Below are 18,613 nucleotides of genomic sequence, written 5' to 3'. Positions count from 1 at the left end.
ACGCGCATTTACCCCGCCGGACCAGGATATTAGCCAGGTGGTTCAAACTTGCCGCCGGGCGCACCGATGCCTGGCGCCTACGGCGCCCGCGTGAAATCTTGACGCGATGCTCAGCGGTGCACCGCTGCGGCGGTGTTACCGGTTTCAAACGGAATAACCCTATAAAAAACAGTTTTACCAGTAAGGGCGACAGGCGCGGGCATCGCGTTAGTCCAGGGCCTCTACCTGCCGCTGCAACCACTGTAAAGACGCAAAACCTTCCGCGGCCACCGACGCCGGCGCTGACTGCCGGTAACGATCATTGAAAATCTCCAGCGACCAGACGCCCTGATACCCGGCCCGCCGCGCCGCTGCGGCAAACGCCGCCACCGCCAGCGTGCCTTTGCCGGGGAAACAGCGGTGGTGCCGGCTCCATTGATCGACCGGCATGGTCGGCGAGGGCCGGGCGGCGGCATCCGCCATTTGAATAAAGTAGAGCTTGTCGGCCGGGATGGCCATGATTTCACGCGCCCCCTCCCCTTGCGCCAAAACGTGAAAACTGTCCAGCATCACGCCCAGATGAGGATGAGCGGCGGCGCGCACCCGATCCCACGCCTGACTAAGACGATTCACGTACTTACCCCAGGCCAGTGCTTCAAAGGCCACAGCGCAGCCGTGCTGCTGCGCCAGGTCCGCCAGGCGACGAAGATCCTCAATTTGCGCCGCGGGCTCGGGGGATGACGCCGCGTCGGTTGCGCTACAGGCCAGCAGTAACCGACAACCGAGCTGGTTCATGTTTTCCAGCAACCGCCGGGCGCTTTCATTGGCCTCGGCGCGACGTTCGGCTGGCGCGCCCACGTAATTGCGCAGGGGTTGTAGCAACACCACCTCCAGATCCAACGCGTCGGTCAAGCGACGAACGTCCCGCGCGCTGCCGGGAAAGGCCTCCAGATCGTCGGCAAAAATCTCCACGGCAGCAAAGCCCGCGCGCGCGATGGCCTCAAGTTTTTCCGGTAGCGTGCCCGATAGCGCGACGGTGGCGATAGCCTTACGCATCGTCTTTCTCCTGACAACCCGCCTACGGCGGGGACATGATTGATTGTTCTAATAATTATGGTAAAAAATCGTTATAGTCACCAACGGGCGCTGATGAATCTGTTTATTCCCGTCGGCGGATATCGGACGAGCTAGGAGCATAAGCGGATGTTTCCACGTGTTTGGCTGGCGCTGCTTTTCAGCGTGATTTGCCTGTGCGCCCAGGCTGAGCCCCTGCGCGACGGCTATGCTTTCGCGCTACTGGGCGAGCCGCGCTATCCACCCGACTTCACCCATTTCGACTATGTCAATCCGGCCGCGCCCAAGGGCGGCAGCGTGACCATGGCCGCTATCGGCACGTTCGACAATTTTAACCGTTACGCGTCGCGCGGCACGGCGGCGGCGCGCACCGAACAGCTTTACGACAGCTTGTATGTCACCTCCGATGACGAAGTGGGCAGTTATTATCCGTTAATCGCCGAGTCGGCACGCTATCCCGCCAACTATGCCTGGGCGGAAATCACGCTTAATCCACGCGCCCGCTATCATAACCACCAGCCGATTACCGCCGCCGATGTGGCGTTTACTTTCAACAAATTTATGACCGAAGGGGTCCCCCAATTTCGGGTGTTCTATAAAGGGGTGAAAGTGAAAGCCATCTCCCGACTGACGGTGCGCTACGAATTCCCCGAGCCGAACAAAGATGTCTTACTTGGGCTGCTCACGCTGCCGGTGCTGCCGGAAAGTTTTTGGTCGCAGCATAAACTGAGCGATCCCCTCACGTTTCCGCCGCCCGCCAGCGGCCCTTATCGGCTAACCGCCTGGCGCACGGGCCAGTCCGTCACCTTTAGCCGGGTGAAGGATTATTGGGCGGCCACGCTGCCGGTCAATGTTGGGCGCTACAACTTTGATACCCTGCGCTATGACTACTATCTTGATGATAATGTCGCCATGGAGGCGTTCAAAGCCGGGGCGTTCGATCTGCGCATCGAAGGCTCCCCCAAAAAATGGGCGACCCAGTACCGCGGCGGTAATTTCGACCGCGGTTTTATTGTGCATCGCGAGGTGGCGAACAACGCCCCGGTATCCACGCCCTGGCTGAGTTTCAACATTCAGCGACCGCTGTTCGCCGACCGTCGGATCAGAGAGGCGCTGTCGCTGGCGTTTGATTTTGAATGGATGAATAAGGCGCTGTTTTATAATGGCTATCAGCGCGTTAACAGCTACTTTATGAATACCGATTATGCCGCGCGCGCCTACCCGGACGCCGCCGAGCTGACGATACTGGCGCCGCTGAAAAATCAGGTGCCGGCGGAGGTGTTCAACGCTATCTATCAGCCGCCGGTATCCGACGGCAGCGGCTATGACCGCGGCAATCTGCTCAAGGCGCTGGCGTTGCTTAAACAGGCCGGCTGGACGCTGCGCGATAAGCGTCTGGTGGACGCCCAGGGGAAACCGTTCCGCTTTGAGCTATTGGTGATGAGCGGCGGCAATAACCAGTACATCCTGCCCTTTCAGCATAGTCTGGCGCGCCTTGGGATCACCATGACGGTGCGGGAAGTGGACAGCGCCCAGTTCACCAACCGCCTGCGCAAACGGGACTTCGATATGATCCCTTCCTCCTACGGCGCGTATGCGTTCCCCAGCAGCGATTTGCAAATCATCTGGGGGTCGGCGTATGTGGATTCCAGCTACAACCGTCCCGGGGTCAAAGACCCCGCTATCGACCAGTTGATTAACCAAATCGTGCGCCACCAGGGCGATAAAGCGGCGCTGCTGCCGCTGGGACGGGCGCTGGACCGGGTGCTGACCTGGAATTATTTCATGATCCCGCTGTGGTATTCGCACCACATCCGCCTGGCCTATTGGGACAAATTCGCCATGCCCGCCCAGCGCCCCACATATGACCTGGGATTCGACAGCTGGTGGTATGATGTCAATAAGGCGGCGCAATTGCCCGCCCAGCGGCGCTGACGAGGAGGACGGGCTTGACATCCTATGTATTAAAACGCCTGCTGTTGATAATCCCCACGCTGTGGGCCATTATCACGCTCAATTTCTTTATCGTACAGATTGCGCCGGGCGGGCCGGTGGATCAGGCGATTGCCGCCATCGAGCTGGGACAAACGGCCGGCTTTGGCGGCAGCCACGGCGATCCCCTGTCCCGCACGCAGACCTTGCACGGCGGCCAATTGGGGGATAATCAATATCGCGGCGCGCGCGGGCTGGATCCGGAGGTCATCGCCGAAATTACCCGCCGCTACGGCTTTGATAAACCGCTGCACGAGCGTTATTTCACCCTGCTGTGGCAATATGTTCGCTTTGACTTTGGCGACAGCCTGTTCCGCGGCGCCTCCGTAATGCAGCTGATTAAAGGCAGCCTGCCGGTATCGGTGTCGCTCGGCGTGTGGAGTACGCTGATTATTTATCTGGTATCGATTCCGCTTGGCATCAAAAAGGCGGTGCGCAGCGGCAGCGCGTTCGACACCTGGAGCAGCTCCCTTATCATTATCGGCTATGCTATCCCGGCTTTTTTGTTCGCCGTCCTGCTCATTGTGCTGTTTGCCGGCGGCAGCTATCTCGATTGGTTTCCGCTGCGCGGCCTGGTGTCCGCCAATTTCGCTACCCTGCCCTGGTACGGCAAAATAGCCGATTATTTCTGGCATCTCACGTTGCCGGTGCTGGCGATGGTGATTGGCGGTTTCGCGACGTTGACCATGCTCACCAAAAACGCTTTTCTCGACGAGATCCGCAAACAGTACGTCGTCACCGCCCGCGCCAAGGGTCTTGGGGAAAGCGCCATCCTCTATCGCCACGTCTTTCGCAACGCGATGTTGCTGGTTATCGCCGGCTTTCCCGCCACCTTCATCAGCATGTTTTTTACCGGCTCGCTGCTCATCGAGGTGATGTTCTCACTGAACGGCCTGGGCCTGCTCGGTTATGACGCCACGCTATCGCGCGATTATCCGGTCATGTTCGGCACGCTGTACATCTTTACGCTTATCGGGCTATTGCTGAACATCATCAGCGATATCACCTATACGCTGGTTGATCCCAGAATCGATTTCGGGAGGCGCCATTGAAATCCTTGTCGCCGGTTAATCAGGCGCGCTGGGCGCGCTTTCGGCACAACCGCCGCGGCTATTGGTCGCTTTGGTTATTTATCCTGCTGTTTGTCCTCAGTCTAGGCTCTGAGCTTATCGCCAACGACCGGCCCCTGCTGGTGCGCTATCAGGGCCAATTCTATTGGCCGTTATTTCATGATTACAGCGAAGCCGATTTCGGCGGCCCGCTGGCCAGCCGGGCGGATTATCGCGACCCGTGGCTTGAGAAGCGGCTGGACGAGCAAGGCTGGGCGCTGTGGGCGCCGGTGCGATTCAACTACCGCACGATTAATTACGCCTCCCCCCTGCCATTCCCGGCGCCGCCCAGCGCGGGTAATTGGCTCGGCACCGACAGCAACGGCCGCGATGTTCTGGCCAATTTGCTTTATGGCTTCCGACTGTCGATGCTGTTCGGGCTGGCGCTGACGCTTCTGTCGAGCCTGATAGGTATCCTGGTCGGCGCGACCCAAGGCTATTACGGCGGCCGTCTGGATTTGTGGGGTCAGCGCGTTATCGAAGTGTGGTCCGGTATGCCGACGCTGTTTCTGATCATTTTGCTGTCAAGCGTGGTGCCGCCCAATTTTTGGTGGCTATTGGGCATTACCGTGCTGTTCGGCTGGATGAGCTTGGTCGGCGTGGTGCGGGCGGAATTCCTGCGCACCCGCAATTTTGACTATATCCGCGCCGCGCAGGCGATGGGGGTCAGCGACCGGCGCATTATGCTACGTCATATGCTGCCCAATGCGATGGTGGCGACGCTCACTTTTCTGCCGTTCATTCTTTGCGGCTCGATAACCACGCTGACCTCGCTGGACTTCCTCGGCTTTGGTCTGCCGCTCGGTTCGCCCTCGCTGGGGAACCTGCTGCTGGAAGGGAAAAACAATTTACAGGCGCCATGGCTCGGTATTACCGCCTTTATCACGCTGGCGTTGGTGCTGTCGTTATTGATTTTTATCGGCGAAGCGGTGCGCGACGCCTTTGATCCGGGGAAGGCGTACTGAGATGAACCGCACTCCGCTATTGGCCATTAATCACTTAAGCGTGGCGTTCCACCAGGGAAGCTCGGCGCGCCGCGTCGTCGAAGACGTATCGCTGACGTTGGATGCGGGCGAAACGCTGGCGCTGGTGGGCGAATCCGGCTCCGGCAAGAGCGTTACCGCGCTATCGGTGCTGCGCCTGCTGCCCGCGCCGCCGGTAGCGTACCCCGGCGGCGAGATCCTGTTTAACGGGCAAAACCTGCTGACCGCCGACGAGGCCGTACTGCGGCGTATTCGCGGCAATGACATTGCCATGATTTTTCAAGAGCCGATGTCGTCGCTTAATCCGCTGCATACCCTGGAGAAGCAGTTGAGCGAAGTGTTGCTGCTGCATCGCGGTATGCGGGGCAAAACCGCGCGCGCCGAGGCGCAGGCCGCCCTTGAGCGGGTGGGTATTCATCATCCGGCGAGCCGGCTGCGGGATTATCCCCATCAACTATCGGGCGGTGAGCGCCAGCGGGTCATGATCGCGATGGCGCTACTGACGCGGCCGAAGCTGTTGATTGCCGACGAACCCACCACCGCGCTCGATGTGACGGTACAGGCGCAGATCCTGCAATTACTGGCGGACCTGCGCCGGGAGTTGAATATGGCGCTCCTGTTTATTACTCACGACCTGAATATTGTGCGCCGGCTGGCGGACCGCGTCGCGGTGATGCAAAACGGTCGCTGCGTGGAAACCAATCGTTGCGACACCTTGTTCAGCGCGCCGGCGCATCCCTATACGCAGCGATTGCTGGCCGCCGAACCGTCGGGCCAACCGGCGGCGGTGGCGCAGGATGCCGCCACCCTGTTGCGGGTAAACGCCTTGGGCGTCAGCTATGGCGGCAAGGGCGCCTTATTTACGCGGCGCCAAGCGCCTAAAACCGCGCTACATAGTCTTAGCTTTTCGCTGCGGCGCGGCGAAAGTCTGGGTTTGGTGGGGGAATCCGGCTCCGGTAAAAGTACCACCGCGCTGGCGCTACTGCGGCTCATCGCCAGCGAGGGGGAAATCTGGTTTGACGACTTGCCTGTGCATCGCTTCAACCGCCGGCAGATGCTGCCGCTGCGCCGGCGCATACAGGTGGTATTTCAAGATCCCTACTCGGCGTTAAATCCCCGGTTATCAATGGCGGAAATCGTCGCGGAGGGTCTGCTGGTCCACCAACAGCTTAGCGCTCAAGCCGTGGAGCAGCGGGTCATTGCCGCGCTTGAGGAGGTCGGTCTGGATGCCGATAGCCGTCATCGCTACCCGGGCGAATTCTCCGGCGGACAGCGCCAACGTATCGCCATCGCGCGCGCGTTGATTCTTAAGCCCGAATTGGTTATCCTCGATGAGCCGACATCCTCTCTGGATCGCTCGGTTCAGGCCCAGATATTGTCATTGCTGCAAACGTTGCAGCAAAAACACCGGCTGGCCTATGTGTTTATCAGTCATGATTTGCAGGTAGTGCGCGCGATATGCCATCAGGTTGTGGTACTGCGGCAAGGACAGGTGATCGAACAGGGCAGCGCCGACGCGCTGTTCCACACGCCGCGGGCAGCTTATACCCGCGAGTTAATGGCGGCCGGACGCCTGGCGGTCACGGGGGGGTAGCCCGATGGCGGCGCATCGGCATAGACCCGGTAGCCCCGATAGGCAAGGGGCTTAAGGGGCGGCACAAAGGTGAGGTTTGCGACGTCGGCGCTGGGGGAACAGAGGCCAGAAATCATGGGCGCCGGGCGTTGATGGGCTAAAGCCTCATACTGAGGCGATATACGGCGCTGCCGCAGGTTCAGCTACCGCGACGCCAATATTTTTTATGCGACACAACCCGGCGCATTCGTCTTCACGATGCAAAAACAGGCAGGGCTTGCCTTCGCATTCCACGATGGAGCAACTGACTTCGATCTCGGCCAGCGTCCGGGCAAGCTCGCGCATCACCTGCCAGGCCGTATCATCGCCGTGGCTCAACAGCGTCAAACCAATCAGAACATTGTCATCATGACTGGCGGCGATGATCGGCTCGACCTTGACGCCGGTATACCCCTGTAGCCAGCGGTAGTGATGCGGTAACCGGTGTACCACGGATAATTGTAAATTCGTCACTGCCTCTCCCCAGAAGCGCCATCACATAACAATTTTATCACATAAGCATAATGTTAGCGTGACATCTGCATAAGAAACGTCACATTCCGGTCGTTATTAGCGTCTAAAGTGTGATAAAGATCGACATTTTAACCACTATGTAACCTTTTTTGGCTACGCAATACAACTTTTTTTATGCATAGCTGTTACATCATGTAGGAGCATCAATGATGGCGGGAAGTGAGGCAATGTCGGCTCATCGTGACCGATTGACGCCGGGGCGGAGGCGAAAATAGAGGGTGTTCTCGCGTGAAATGTTGGGGAGGTAGCGGCGATGTGACGGCCGAGGCCGTCTCAGCGGACTTGCCATAAAATCCCCCCGGACAAACGCGCTACCGGTCCGTCGTTGCGCGCCGGTTCGCGCGGGCGAGCAACGACGTCGACGCTTTAGGGGCGTTACGCCTCCAGTAGCCCTTGTGCCAAATAATGATCCTGGTCGGGGACGCCGGGCAAGACGAAAAAATAGCCGCCGCCGACGGGCTGAATATACTCTTCCAGCGCCTCGCCGTTGAGGCGACGCTGAACGGTGAGAAATCCCTGTTCGAGGTCGTGCTGATAGCTGACAAATAACAGCCCCATGTCCAACTGGCCGGCGTTGGATATCCCCAACGAGTAGCTGTAGCCGCGGCGCAGCATGGTACTGGCCACATCTTCCGGCCGACGGGGGTTGGCCAGGCGAATATGGGCGTCCAGCGGAATAATGGCCCCTTGAGGATCTTGCTGGAAATTGGGTACATCATGCTCCTTTTTCATACCCAGCGGCGCCCCGGTGCGCTTATCGCGGCCGAAAATTTGCTGCTGCTCGTGCAGCGGGGTGCGATCCCAAAACTCCACGCGAAAACGGATAATCCGCACCGCCTGGTAACTGCCGCCATAGGTCCAGGCCGGTTCGCCCGGCGGCTTGCCGACCCAAATCACCTTATCCATCAGTGGTTGATCGGCCGTAGAAGGATTGGCGGTGCCATCCTTGAACCCCAGCAGGTTGATGGGCGTCTCGCGCCCTTTACTGCGCGCGGCGTGCGAGGAGATAAACCCTTCCCGCTTCCAGCGTACGCCAAGCAGATCCGGCGTATGTTTGATAATATCCCGCAGCGCATGGATCACCGTGTCGCTGTTGTTGGCACAGATCTGCAGCAACAGATCGCCGTGGCACAGCGCGGCGTCAAGCGCGTCATTGGGAAACCGGCGCATCAGCTGCAAACGTAGCGGTTTATGTGCCGTCAGGCCAAAGCGCTGATCGAACAACGAATCTCCCACCGAGACCGTCATCGTCAGGTTATCAGGATAAATCGACGCGCCGAGTATGCCGGAATCCATAGGGGGTAATCGTTCATTCACCGCCGGCGCCTGCCCGCCGGTAGTGAGAAACGCGATACGCGCGGTCAACAGCCGGAACAAGCGCTCGAGATCCTGGCGGTTGTCCGCCAGCACATCAAAGGCGACCAGCATCATCGCCGCCTGTTGGGGCGTCACGATGCCCGCCTGATGCAGGCCGAAGCACGGCTGCCGTTCCCAACGCTCATCCGGCGACAGCGTTCCCGGCGACGCGCCCTCTGCGGCCTGCGGCACATTGACCGCCGGTTCGCCGGCGCCCGCCTTCAGCGCCAGCGCGCCGCCGGCGGCGCCCAGACCGAGTAACAAACGCCGACGGGTGGCGGACGGTGTGCCGTCCCGGCGGGCTGACTTCTTGTGACTGCGACGCATCAATCTCATTGCCCTAGTCAAGCCCCAACACGCCGCGCAGCTGCGCAAGATCTTCCGCCAGCGTGGTGATCGGCCCCTTCAACGCATTGCGATCGGCTTCGGTCAGTTTTTCATAGGATTCAAAACCTTGCGCCGTACGGTATTTTGCCAGCACCGTGTCGACTTTGCTGAAATTGCCGTCAATTTTGCTCAGTAACGGCGCGTTGGCTTTGGTCAACAGCGGGCGCAGCAGATTGACAATTTTTTGCGCGCCGTCGATATTGGCCTGGAAGTCCCACAGGTCGGTGCGGCTGTAGCGATCCTCTTCACCGCTGATTTTGCTCGAAGCCACTTCCTCAATCAAGCCGGCGGCCCCACCGACGACTTTACTGGGCGGGAAGGTCAGTGCGCCGATGCGTTTTTGCAACTCCAGCACATCGCGGTAAAGCTTATCGGCGAAGGGCGTCATCGCGTCGGTGGTTTTATCAGCGAACAGCGTTTTTTCCAGCCGGTGGAAGCCGGTAAATTTCGGGTCGTCGGCCTTTTTCTCGTAATCATCTTCCCGCGCGTCGATACTCTCGTCCAAATCGGAGAACAGTTCGGCGATGGGTTCGATGCGCTCATAATGTTGGCGGGTTGGCGCATACAAACGCTGGGCGGTGGCCAAATCGCCGCGGTTAATCGCCTCGGTGAAGGCCTTGGTGCCCTTGACCAGTTCCGCGACCTCGCCGATGACGTAGACTTTATAGTCGGCGATGGGGCCCACCAGCGCCATGGCATCCGGTTGCGTGCCGCTCTGGCTGCCGTCGGCGGTGACCGTCAGCTTACCGCGGGGATTACTTAACAGCCCGCAGGTCATGTCATACTCCCCCGGCTCCAGGTTGGCGGTCATTTTTTGGGTAAAGCCCGGCGCGATATTTTCGCGCTCCTCCACCACCATCACCCCTTTCAATATTTCCCATTCCAGCCCTTTCTGGCTGGTATTATGGACCACGAAACGGGTTTTCCCCGCGTTGACGGTCAAGGCCATCGGCTCACATTGTTTATCGTTGACGGTGATCTTGACTTCCGGGATATCCGCCGCTCGCGCGGGCAGGCTGGCTGTCGTGAATACCGGCAGAGCGAACAGCATCGCCGGCGCCAGGCGACGGCCAAAACGTTGTTGGGTTGACATATAACATTATCCTGATGTTTTGCGGCTGATGAAAAATTTCTTATTTGGCGAGCGTCGCCGCCCGGGAGTGCCGGGACGGCAGGAAAAACAAAATCAGCGCCGGTACCAGGTAAAGCAAATATACCGCCACCTCGCTAACCGTCGGTGTTTCCTGGTAGCCTAACAGGCCTTCCAAAAGCGTGCCGAATAGCGTATGCGTCGACAGCACCTGACTCCAATCAAAGGCGATTGATTGGTAGCCGTTCCACAACCCGGCTTCATGGAACGCGCGGATCGCGCCGGCGGCAAGCCCGGCGGCGACAAACAAAATAAACACGCTAGTCCATTTGAAAAAGGCCGCCAGCGGCAGCCGGATACCGGTCCAGTACATCACCATGCCCAGCGCGATGGCGCAGGCCAAACCCAATACCGCGCCGATCGGCGCGGCGATGCCCACATCCTGGCTGAACGCCGCCAGCAAGAAGAACACCGACTCCAGGCCTTCACGCGCCACGGCAAAAAACACCATGCCGGTGAGCGCCCATCCCTGACGCTGGGATTGCGCCAGGGCCTGGTCCACCGCCATTTCCAGCTGATTTTTCACCGAACGGGACATTTTGCGCATCCACAGTACCATCCAGGTCAATACGGCGACGGCGATAACCGCTACGATGCCCTCGAACAGCTCCTGTTCCTTTTGCGGAAATTCACCGGTGGTGGCGTTAATCGCCAGCCCCAGCGCCAGGCACAACAGCGCCGCGGTGATGGCACCGAGCCACACCCTTGTCAACCATTGACCGCGTCCGGTTTTTTTCAGGTAACCCGCGATGAGACTAACAATCAGCGCCGCTTCAAGCCCTTCCCTGAACATGATAAGAAACGGTACAAACATCATTTATCCTCATCCGCCTCCAGGGCAGACCATTGTAAATAAACGTCAATAAGAACGATATTGATTATCATTACCTAGGAAGAAAAACAAGGTGATCGACGGCAAAATTGCAACTTTGCTACCGCGCTCAATCCCTACGGAAAGTAAGGAAAAACAGCGGAAATGACGGCAGAGGCGGCGGCCGCGCGGGCCGGCTATGCGCCGGGATGGGGCCCGGGCGAGGCGGATAGCGCTCCCTTGTGAGTCAAGGGCAACGCGCTGGATAGCGCTGCCGCGTCAGGCGGAGCGCAACCGGTTTAGCGCCGGGATGGGGCCCGGGCGAGGCGGATAGCGCTCCCTTGTGGGTCAAGGGCAACGCGCTGGACAGCGCCGCCGCGTCAGGCGAAGCGCAATCGGTTTAGCGCCCGGATGGGGCCCGGACGAGGCGGATAGCGCTCCCTTGTGGGTCAAGGGCAACGCACTGGACAGCGCCGCCGCGTCAGGCGAAGCGCAACCGGTTTAGCGCCCGGATGGGGCCCGGGCGAGGCGGATAGCACTCCCTTGTGAGTCAAGGGCAACGCGCTGGACAGCGCCGCCGCGTCAGGCGGAGCGCAACCGGTTTAGCGCTGGGAAAAGCGCGCCTTAGCCGCCCATCGCGACCCGTTCAGGCCGGCATAAACAGGAATTAACCGAACACGGCGTAAGTCAGCGTGATAGGGGACGCGAAGCGGCAACGCACGGCGCACAGGCCAGCTTGGCGCGGGGCGCCAGCCGGCAGAGCAAGCGCGCAGGCCAGCTTGATGTGGGGGGCAGCCGGCAGAGCAAGCGCACAGGCCGGCTTGACGTGGGGCGCCAGCCGAAGGCGTCGATTAGCCCAGCGAAGGCCGCACTTTGCTCTTGCGCGGACGGCTGGCGTACAAATAGCACAGCAGCGCGACGCTGCTGCAAACCGCCATGGAAAGCACCATCGGCCAGGCGCTATCGAACGTCGCCAGCGACAGCAACGCGCCGATGACCGCCCCGACGCCGAAACGCAGCGTGCCCGCCAGCGACGACGCCGTGCCGGCCATATGCGGAAAATCTTCCAGGATCACCGCCATCCCGTTCGAGGTCACCATAGCCACACAGCCTACAAACAGCGCCACGCCAACTACCAGTGGAATGAAACCGAGATGCAGCGCCAGCACCGCTATCATCCAAAGACCGGTGCCAAACTGGATCGTCAGGCCCAGCCGGAACATGCTTTGCGCCCCGAAACGCGCGACAAAGCGGCTATTGATAAGCGTCAGGATGAACAAGAATACGACGTTGAGCGCAAAGTAGTAGCCGAAGTTCTGCGGCGACACGCCGTTGAGGTCAATATAGACAAACGGCCCGGCGCTGAGAAAGGAAAACATGCCGGCGAACGAGAAACCGCTGGCTAGCATGTAACTGAACACCCGCTTGTGGCGAAACAGCGAGCCGAAATTACCGATGGTAGTGCTGAGGCGAAACTTCTGCCGCCGTTCGCGCGGCAGCGTTTCGCGAATAAACACCAGCACCAATATCGTCGCCACCAGCGCCGCCAGGCCGATGGTCCAGAAAATCGCGTGCCAGCTCAATAACACCAGCAGGCCGCCGCCGATAATCGGCGCCAGCAAGGGCGCCACGGTCATGACGAGTACCACGAAAGACATCATGCGCGAGAAATCATCCTTGGTGAACATGTCGCGCATCAGCGCATTGATGACCACGCTTGCGGCGGCGGCGGCCAGGCCATGCAACAGGCGCATATAAATCAACATCTCGACCGATTGCGACAGCGCGCAGGCGGCCGCGGCCAGCGCAAAGCAGAATGTGCCGAACATAATGACCGGTTTGCGACCAAGACAGTCAGCCATCGGGCCATAGAACAGCTGGCCGATAGCGAAGCCGAGCACATAGGCGCTCAACGTCATCTGCACGCTGCCGGCGCTGACGCCATACTCCGCCGCGATAATCGGCAATGCGGGCAGATACATATCGATAGCGAGCGGCATTAGCATGGACAACAGTCCCAGTATCACCACAATACCGATATGTTTTTTACGTTCGGGATGCACTCTCCATACTCCTTTCATCAGCCTGATTCAGTGTTTCAATGATTCAATCCGTCGGCAGACCTACACTGGCGATCTCGTCGGCGGTCAGCGCGCGGTATTCCCCCGGCTGAAGATGCGCATCCAGCACAATGGCGCCGATTCGCTCGCGATGCAGCGCTATCACCCGATTGCCGAGCGCGGCGAACATGCGTTTAACCTGGTGATAGCGACCCTCGCTGAGGGTCAGACGGACCCGCTGCGGCGAAAGCGCTTCCAAACGGGCGGGACGGGTAGGCAGCTTTTCGCCGCGCAGCATTATCCCGGCGGCGAAACGTTCGGCGGTCTCCGCCGCCAGCGGCTGTTCCAGCGTCACTAAATAGTCTTTCTCGCAATGATGCCGCGGCGACGTTAGCCGGTGCGACCATTGCCCGTCATCGGTCAGCAGCACCAGACCGGTGGTATCAATGTCCAGCCGGCCGGCGGCGTGCAGCTTATCCGGCACCGGTTCATCAATGAAATACAAGAGAGTGGGATGATCGGGATCGTCCGTGGAACAGACATAACCCTGGGGCTTGTGCAGCATGAAATAGCGCGCGGTCAGAATCTGCTGCAGCACATTACCGTCAAAGCGCACCTGGTGTTCAGGCAGCAGCTGGAACGCCCCTTGCCGAATCACCTCGTCATCCACGGTGACGCGTTTGGCGCGCAGCTCGCGCGCCACCAGGGCCCGGCTGATGCCCAGTTGTTGAGATAAAAATTTGTCCAGTCGCATTAACGTTGTTTTGCCTGTAATCTTGGGAAGCGCCTGGCGATTGCGACACCCTCGCTGGGGAGCCGTCGCGGCTGAAAAAACCTCAGCCCCTCGCGCAGGCGGAACAGCCGTTGCTGTTTATGCTATGAGTATACCGGGGCTTGCCCGCCGCGCCTAGCAGGCATCCACTTGAATTATTAGCTTCCATCCTATTTCATTATGAAGACAGCGATTATCAGGATCAATTTCCCCTCTCCGCTTCCATTAACGGTTCGGCGCTGATGGCACTGACGCTTCGCCCCTATCAGCAAGAAGCGGTCAAAGCCACCGTTGAGCACTTTCGCCGCCACAGCACGCCGGCGCTGATTGTACTGCCCACCGGCGCCGGCAAAAGCCTGGTCATCGCCGAGCTGGCGCGCCTGGCGCGCGGCCGTGTCCTAGTGTTGGCGCACGTGAAAGAGCTGGTGGCGCAAAATGCGCAAAAATACCGCGCCCTGGGGCTAGATGCGGCAATCTTCGCCGCCGGCCTGAAGCTGCGCGACAGCGCCGGCAAGGTGGTTTTCGGCAGCGTACAATCCGTCGCGCGCAATCTGGCTGCGTTCACCACCCCTTTCTCGCTGCTGATTATCGATGAATGCCACCGCCTCGGGGACGACGACGACAGCCAATATCAGCAGGTGATCCGCCATCTGAGCGAGGTGGATCCGGGGCTGCGCGTTCTCGGTCTTACCGCAACACCTTACCGGTTGGGCAAGGGATGGATTTATCATTTCCATTACCACGGGAGGGTAGGCGGCGATGAGCATTGTTTCTTTCGCGACTGCATCTTTGAACTGCCGCTGCACTACATGGTGAAGCATGGCTATCTGGTGCCGCCCGAACGGTTGGATATGCCGGTGCGCCATTACGATTTCAGCCGCCTCTCCCCCAACGCGCTGGGCGACTATCCCGCGGTCGACCTCAACGGCGAATTGCAGCGCCAGCGCCGCATCACGCCGCTGATTGTCGCGCAGATCCGCGATTACGGCGCCGCCAGCCGGGGGGTGATGATCTTTGCCGCGACCGTCGAGCACGCCGGCGAAATTCTCAGCCTGCTGCCGCCGGATCAGGCGGCGCTGGTCAGCGCCGAGACGCCCGCCGCCGAGCGCGATCGCCTCATTGATGCCTTCCGCGCGCAGCGCCTGCGTTACCTGGTCAATGTGTCGGTGCTCACTACCGGTTTCGATGCGCCGCACGTTGACGTCATCGCCATCCTGCGCCCGACGGAATCGGTAAGCCTATATCAACAGATCGTCGGCCGTGGCTTGCGCCTTTATCCCGGCAAAACCGGGTGCCTGATCCTGGATTATGCCGGGAATGGACACGATCTCTATTCGCCGGAAGTCGGGCAGACAAAACCGGCCGCAGGGAGCCAACCGGTCCAGGTCTTCTGTCCCGCCTGCGGTTTCGCCAATCTGTTTTGGGGCAAAACCGCCGGCGACGGCACGGTTATCGAACATTATGGCCGTCGCTGCCAGGGCTGGCTCGAGGACGAAAGCGGTGCGCGCCAGCAGTGCGATTATCGTTTTCGTTTTAAACAGTGTCCCGATTGCGACGCCCAGAACGATATCGCCGCCCGCCGCTGCCATCATTGCCAGCGGATTTTGCTGGACCCGGACGATATGCTGAAGGCCGCGCTGCGTTTGAAAGATGCGCTGGTGCTGCGCTGTAGCGGCATGTCGCTGCGCGCGGGCCAGGATGAGAAGGGGGAATGGCTACAGGTCACCTATTTTGATGAGGACGGCGCCGACGTCGGCGAGCGTTTCCGCCTACACACGCCGGCACAGCGACGGCTGTTTGCGCTGCGGTTTCTGCCCTTACACCTGCGCGCCGCGGGAATGCCTTTTGCCTGGCGCGGCGCGGCGGATATCGAGGCGGCGGCGGATAAACTCCGGGCGCCGGATTTTGTCGTCGCCCGCCGGCGCGGCCACTTTTGGCAGGTGCGCGAGAAGGTCTTCGACTACCAGGGCCGCTTCCGCCGCGCCCATGAATTACACGGCTGACCGGGTTTTGTTTGCCCCGCGCCGGTAATTCCGGTAAAATCCTGCCCGCTTACTCACAAGCACGTTTATCCTGCCTGCTGCTGGGTCGCCTGTAGCAGGTTCAATTCCAGGTTTTGAGAAAAATTATGTTAACTATCAACGCTGAAATCCGCAAAGACCAGGGCAAGGGTGCGAGCCGCCGCCTGCGTCTCGCGAACAAGTTCCCGGCCATCGTTTACGGCGGTGCTGAAGCACCGGTCGCCATCGAGCTGGATCATGATATCGTTTTGAACACCCAGACCAAAGAAGGCTTTTACACTGACGTTCTGGCCCTGGTCATCGACGGTAAAGAAAGCAAAGTGAAGGTACAGGCGGTGCAGCGTCATCCGTTCAAACCGAAACTGACCCATATCGACTTCGTTCGCGCTTAAGCGAATTACCTCGTGAGAAAACGCCGCATTCTGCGGCGTTTTTTTTTAACCCTGCCGGTAAACCGCCCCCTTTCAGACTGTGGCATCAGGGGAGCGCTGCGCTTTCGGCGCCGGCCGTGGCATTGACCGCCGGGGGAATCGCTGCGACCACCGGAGCCTGCGCACGGTCACCCGTGTGGTATTTAGCGCATTCGCAGCGGTTGTTTGAGTTTGTTCGCCAGCCTGCTTTCTATCTTGGCGTTTATTTTATCCACCGCCGACTCTATCATCGCCTCGCCCGCCGTTACGCCCACGGCATCAACCGTAGATTCGTCCAACATGGCCCCGGCCGCCGATTTGAACACCGCACTCACCGCTTCTTGCATCGCTTCGCTTAACGATTCTGCCGCCGATTCGGCTAAAGTTTCGACGAAGGCAGTGCCCACTTCTTTAACCGCTTCATAGGCCGCCACCGCGGCAACGGCGCCAGCCGACCCCGCGACCGCCGTCCCTATTTCCTCGGCACCAATCTCAAGATTTTCAACGGCTAGCTCCTCCATGGCTTCCGCGACTATCTCGATGTCCTCTGCCAATGTCGTTTCCGCAGCGGGTGCCAATGCCACCTCGGCGTCAACCTCTATAACCGTACCCCCAGCCGGCTCCCGGATCCAACCCGCATCGGCTTGGATATCCCCTCGCGCTGCCGATGCCATTTCCCCCGCCGCGCCGGCTCGGCTATCCGCTTGCTCCGCCGATGCCATGACCTCATCCGCTTCGATCTGTGCAACCGTTTCCGCTGGGGGTTCCATAACCCTCCCCTCAGCGATGTCTGCGCCAAGATCTTCCTCCGGGGAGATAGCGGCGCCACCGTTAACCTGTTGCATTTCAGTGGCCACGTCGGTGGGCGAGCCAGTGTGCTTTTTTCTGTTAAACAAGTAGTAGGCGCCTCCGCCTACCCCCACTGCACCAGCGGCGCCACCGCCGGCTGCACTAAGGGTATGAGGAAGGGTTTGATTTTTCTGGGCCTCGAGTTTGGCCTTCTCCTCACAGGGCATAACATAGCGAGCGATGAATTCCTGGTTAGCTTTATCCATTAAGGATGGCGTAGACGTTTGGTTATCTATCCCCGTCAATGAGGAAGTGAGCGGAAAGTGTTTATTCGCAATCGACAGCACCGCAATGCCAGGATAGCCCTGATTTATTAATGATTGGTAATAAGGCGCTTTGTCCAGCTTAGCATACGCTTTAATGGCGTTTTTAATATCATCGAGGATGTGATTTAATTTCTCATCGCTCAATCCGAGAACATGACTGTTTTTACTTAACTCCTCTTCCACCACGGCGACCGCCACCTCTTGCTGTGACGCATAGGTCTTACTGATTCTCCTCGATAATATCTGGAATTTCTCTTCAGAACAGGCAATCGTATAGCAAATCCGAAATGACTGGTAGGCATTCCACGCCTTTTTGACGGCGTCATTGCGTAAATCCTCGGAGATATTTTTCATCATGAGTATGTGGGGCGGTGAAAAATTGTTTTCTTTAATATGGCTTTCCTGCTTATCGAGAACGTGTTTTACCAATCGGGCGGCCTCAAGGAGATTTTCGGCCTGTTTACACATCCGTTTGGCAACAATCAACAGCCCATAAGATTCATTGGCTATCGTTTCATTTCTAATCATCGCTATTGAGTGGTATAACCTGTTCAACGCATTGACGGCGGTAGGATATGAGTTTTCCGCCGTTTTCAAAATCAAGATGTCATCCATGCGTTCATGTAAAGCCGTATCCGCCGACCGTTTGGTCCTGAGGTTACCCAGAGACAACCCTCGCCGATTATGCTGAGAGACGTTACTTTGCGCGGGAAGATAAAGGCCGGCCAAAGGGGCAGCCGTCGCCAGCGGTGATCCCTCAAGGGTCAGTGCGGTTGAGTCCATGCCCACATGGGCTGCCGCAGGAGGCAAATTGTCAATGACACGGGTTTGGTGGAGAAGCGACAAGAGTGTGAGCAGGTTTGCGATTTTGCTCTGCTTTAACCTAGGGGGGCCGTCATTCATTTCATTTCTGCCATTGATGAAGCCGAAAATTCGTCGGCCAGCGGCGTTATTATCCCCTGCCGGGTTTGCAAGTAAAATCCGGTCTCTGCGGTTTGCGGCAAATATTTTTTTATTCTTATCGTGACGCGCATTATAATATTTACCGACTAGGTTGTTTTGCAATGCAACAGATGATATGGGCATCATAAACCTCCTGTGCTATTTAGGTCCCATTCTGTATTCGGAAGAATAAAGCGCAGAACACTTGGCGGATGATATTACATAAAGAGGAAAATAAGATTCTGGCAAGCATTCAATAACCAACGACAAAAGACCATCACATCACCAGACATATATTGAATTCAT

Annotated in this window: 14 protein-coding genes; 6 read left to right on the top strand and 8 right to left on the bottom strand. The window is 58.7% G+C overall.

What is annotated here, in order from left to right; translation table 11 throughout:
- Window positions 1–207: 207 nt before the first annotated feature.
- Complete coding sequence (locus SANT_RS07085; protein WP_038668344.1) at window positions 208–1,035, bottom strand: sugar phosphate isomerase/epimerase family protein; 828 nt, start codon at window positions 1,033–1,035, stop codon at window positions 208–210.
- 147 nt (window positions 1,036–1,182) lie between these two features.
- Between SANT_RS07085 and SANT_RS07080 the strand changes: the two genes are divergently transcribed.
- From SANT_RS07080 to yejF, 4 genes are read left to right on the top strand one after another with little or no spacing between them, the layout of a single operon-like run.
- Window positions 1,183–2,988: an extracellular solute-binding protein gene (locus SANT_RS07080; RefSeq protein ID WP_025421595.1), complete on the top strand. Its 1,806-nt coding sequence runs from the start codon at window positions 1,183–1,185 to the stop codon at window positions 2,986–2,988.
- A gap of 14 nt (window positions 2,989–3,002) precedes the next feature.
- A complete protein-coding gene (locus SANT_RS07075) occupies window positions 3,003–4,097 on the top strand; it encodes a microcin C ABC transporter permease YejB (RefSeq protein ID WP_025421594.1) in 1,095 nt (364 codons plus the stop codon).
- Entirely contained in the window at window positions 4,094–5,119 is a 1,026-nt protein-coding gene (locus tag SANT_RS07070; RefSeq protein WP_025421593.1) for an ABC transporter permease, read from the top strand. The genes SANT_RS07075 and SANT_RS07070 overlap by 4 nt, the downstream gene beginning before the upstream one ends.
- A gap of 1 nt (window position 5,120) precedes the next feature.
- The gene (gene yejF / locus SANT_RS07065) at window positions 5,121–6,731 is read left to right on the top strand and encodes a microcin C ABC transporter ATP-binding protein YejF (protein WP_025421592.1); all 1,611 of its coding nucleotides are present in this window, start codon (window positions 5,121–5,123) and stop codon (window positions 6,729–6,731) included.
- Between the two features lie 144 nt (window positions 6,732–6,875).
- Here the strand turns inward: yejF and SANT_RS07060 are convergent, their stop codons facing one another.
- The 6 genes from SANT_RS07060 to rsuA form a co-directional block, all read right to left on the bottom strand.
- A complete protein-coding gene (locus tag SANT_RS07060; protein ID WP_025421591.1) occupies window positions 6,876–7,223 on the bottom strand; it encodes a YejG family protein in 348 nt (115 codons plus the stop codon).
- 435 nt (window positions 7,224–7,658) lie between these two features.
- A complete protein-coding gene (gene efeB, locus SANT_RS07055) occupies window positions 7,659–8,966 on the bottom strand; it encodes an iron uptake transporter deferrochelatase/peroxidase subunit (protein WP_025421590.1) in 1,308 nt (435 codons plus the stop codon).
- 13 nt (window positions 8,967–8,979) lie between these two features.
- Window positions 8,980–10,119 (bottom strand): iron uptake system protein EfeO, encoded by a 1,140-nt coding sequence (efeO, locus tag SANT_RS07050; protein WP_025421589.1) that lies wholly within the window; start codon window positions 10,117–10,119, stop codon window positions 8,980–8,982.
- A gap of 40 nt (window positions 10,120–10,159) precedes the next feature.
- Complete coding sequence (efeU, locus tag SANT_RS07045; protein ID WP_025421588.1) at window positions 10,160–10,990, bottom strand: iron uptake transporter permease EfeU; 831 nt, start codon at window positions 10,988–10,990, stop codon at window positions 10,160–10,162.
- A gap of 848 nt (window positions 10,991–11,838) precedes the next feature.
- Window positions 11,839–13,068 carry a Bcr/CflA family multidrug efflux MFS transporter gene (locus SANT_RS07040; protein ID WP_051440129.1) on the bottom strand — a complete coding sequence of 410 codons (1,230 nt, stop codon included), beginning with the start codon at window positions 13,066–13,068 and terminating at the stop codon, window positions 11,839–11,841.
- A 25-nt stretch (window positions 13,069–13,093) separates the two neighbouring features.
- Window positions 13,094–13,801, bottom strand: a complete 708-nt coding sequence (gene rsuA, locus SANT_RS07035) for a 16S rRNA pseudouridine(516) synthase RsuA (protein WP_025421586.1) — start codon at window positions 13,799–13,801, stop codon at window positions 13,094–13,096.
- A 260-nt stretch (window positions 13,802–14,061) separates the two neighbouring features.
- Here rsuA and SANT_RS07030 point away from each other — a divergent pair, with 260 nt between their 5' ends.
- Together SANT_RS07030 and rplY are read left to right on the top strand one after the other, a co-directional pair.
- Window positions 14,062–15,822, top strand: coding sequence for a DEAD/DEAH box helicase (locus SANT_RS07030; protein WP_025421585.1), 1,761 nt, complete (start codon window positions 14,062–14,064; stop codon window positions 15,820–15,822).
- A gap of 125 nt (window positions 15,823–15,947) precedes the next feature.
- A complete protein-coding gene (gene rplY, locus SANT_RS07025) occupies window positions 15,948–16,232 on the top strand; it encodes a 50S ribosomal protein L25 (protein WP_025245961.1) in 285 nt (94 codons plus the stop codon).
- A 182-nt stretch (window positions 16,233–16,414) separates the two neighbouring features.
- Here the strand turns inward: rplY and SANT_RS07020 are convergent, their stop codons facing one another.
- Entirely contained in the window at window positions 16,415–18,454 is a 2,040-nt protein-coding gene (locus tag SANT_RS07020) for a hypothetical protein (protein WP_025421584.1), read from the bottom strand.
- Window positions 18,455–18,613: the final 159 nt, after the last annotated feature.

This window comes from Sodalis praecaptivus, assembly GCF_000517425.1.
GTDB lineage: Bacteria > Pseudomonadota > Gammaproteobacteria > Enterobacterales > Enterobacteriaceae > Sodalis_A > Sodalis_A praecaptivus.
This window is presented reverse-complemented; position numbering and strand designations above follow the sequence as displayed.

Bases quoted from the DNA above. Each gene is read 5' to 3' on its own strand.
- SANT_RS07020 (WP_025421584.1), bottom strand. From the start codon at position 18,454: ATGATGCCCATATCATCTGTTGCATTGCAAAACAACCTAGTCGGTAAA.
- SANT_RS07080 (WP_025421595.1), top strand. From the start codon at position 1,183: ATGTTTCCACGTGTTTGGCTGGCGCTGCTTTTCAGCGTGATTTGCCTG.
- rplY (WP_025245961.1), top strand. From the start codon at position 15,948: ATGTTAACTATCAACGCTGAAATCCGCAAAGACCAGGGCAAGGGTGCG.
- yejF (WP_025421592.1), top strand. From the start codon at position 5,121: ATGAACCGCACTCCGCTATTGGCCATTAATCACTTAAGCGTGGCGTTC.
- SANT_RS07030 (WP_025421585.1), top strand. From the start codon at position 14,062: ATGGCACTGACGCTTCGCCCCTATCAGCAAGAAGCGGTCAAAGCCACC.
- rsuA (WP_025421586.1), bottom strand. From the start codon at position 13,801: ATGCGACTGGACAAATTTTTATCTCAACAACTGGGCATCAGCCGGGCC.
- SANT_RS07085 (WP_038668344.1), bottom strand. From the start codon at position 1,035: ATGCGTAAGGCTATCGCCACCGTCGCGCTATCGGGCACGCTACCGGAA.
- efeO (WP_025421589.1), bottom strand. From the start codon at position 10,119: ATGTCAACCCAACAACGTTTTGGCCGTCGCCTGGCGCCGGCGATGCTG.
- SANT_RS07040 (WP_051440129.1), bottom strand. From the start codon at position 13,068: ATGAAAGGAGTATGGAGAGTGCATCCCGAACGTAAAAAACATATCGGT.
- efeU (WP_025421588.1), bottom strand. From the start codon at position 10,990: ATGTTTGTACCGTTTCTTATCATGTTCAGGGAAGGGCTTGAAGCGGCG.
- efeB (WP_025421590.1), bottom strand. From the start codon at position 8,966: ATGCGTCGCAGTCACAAGAAGTCAGCCCGCCGGGACGGCACACCGTCC.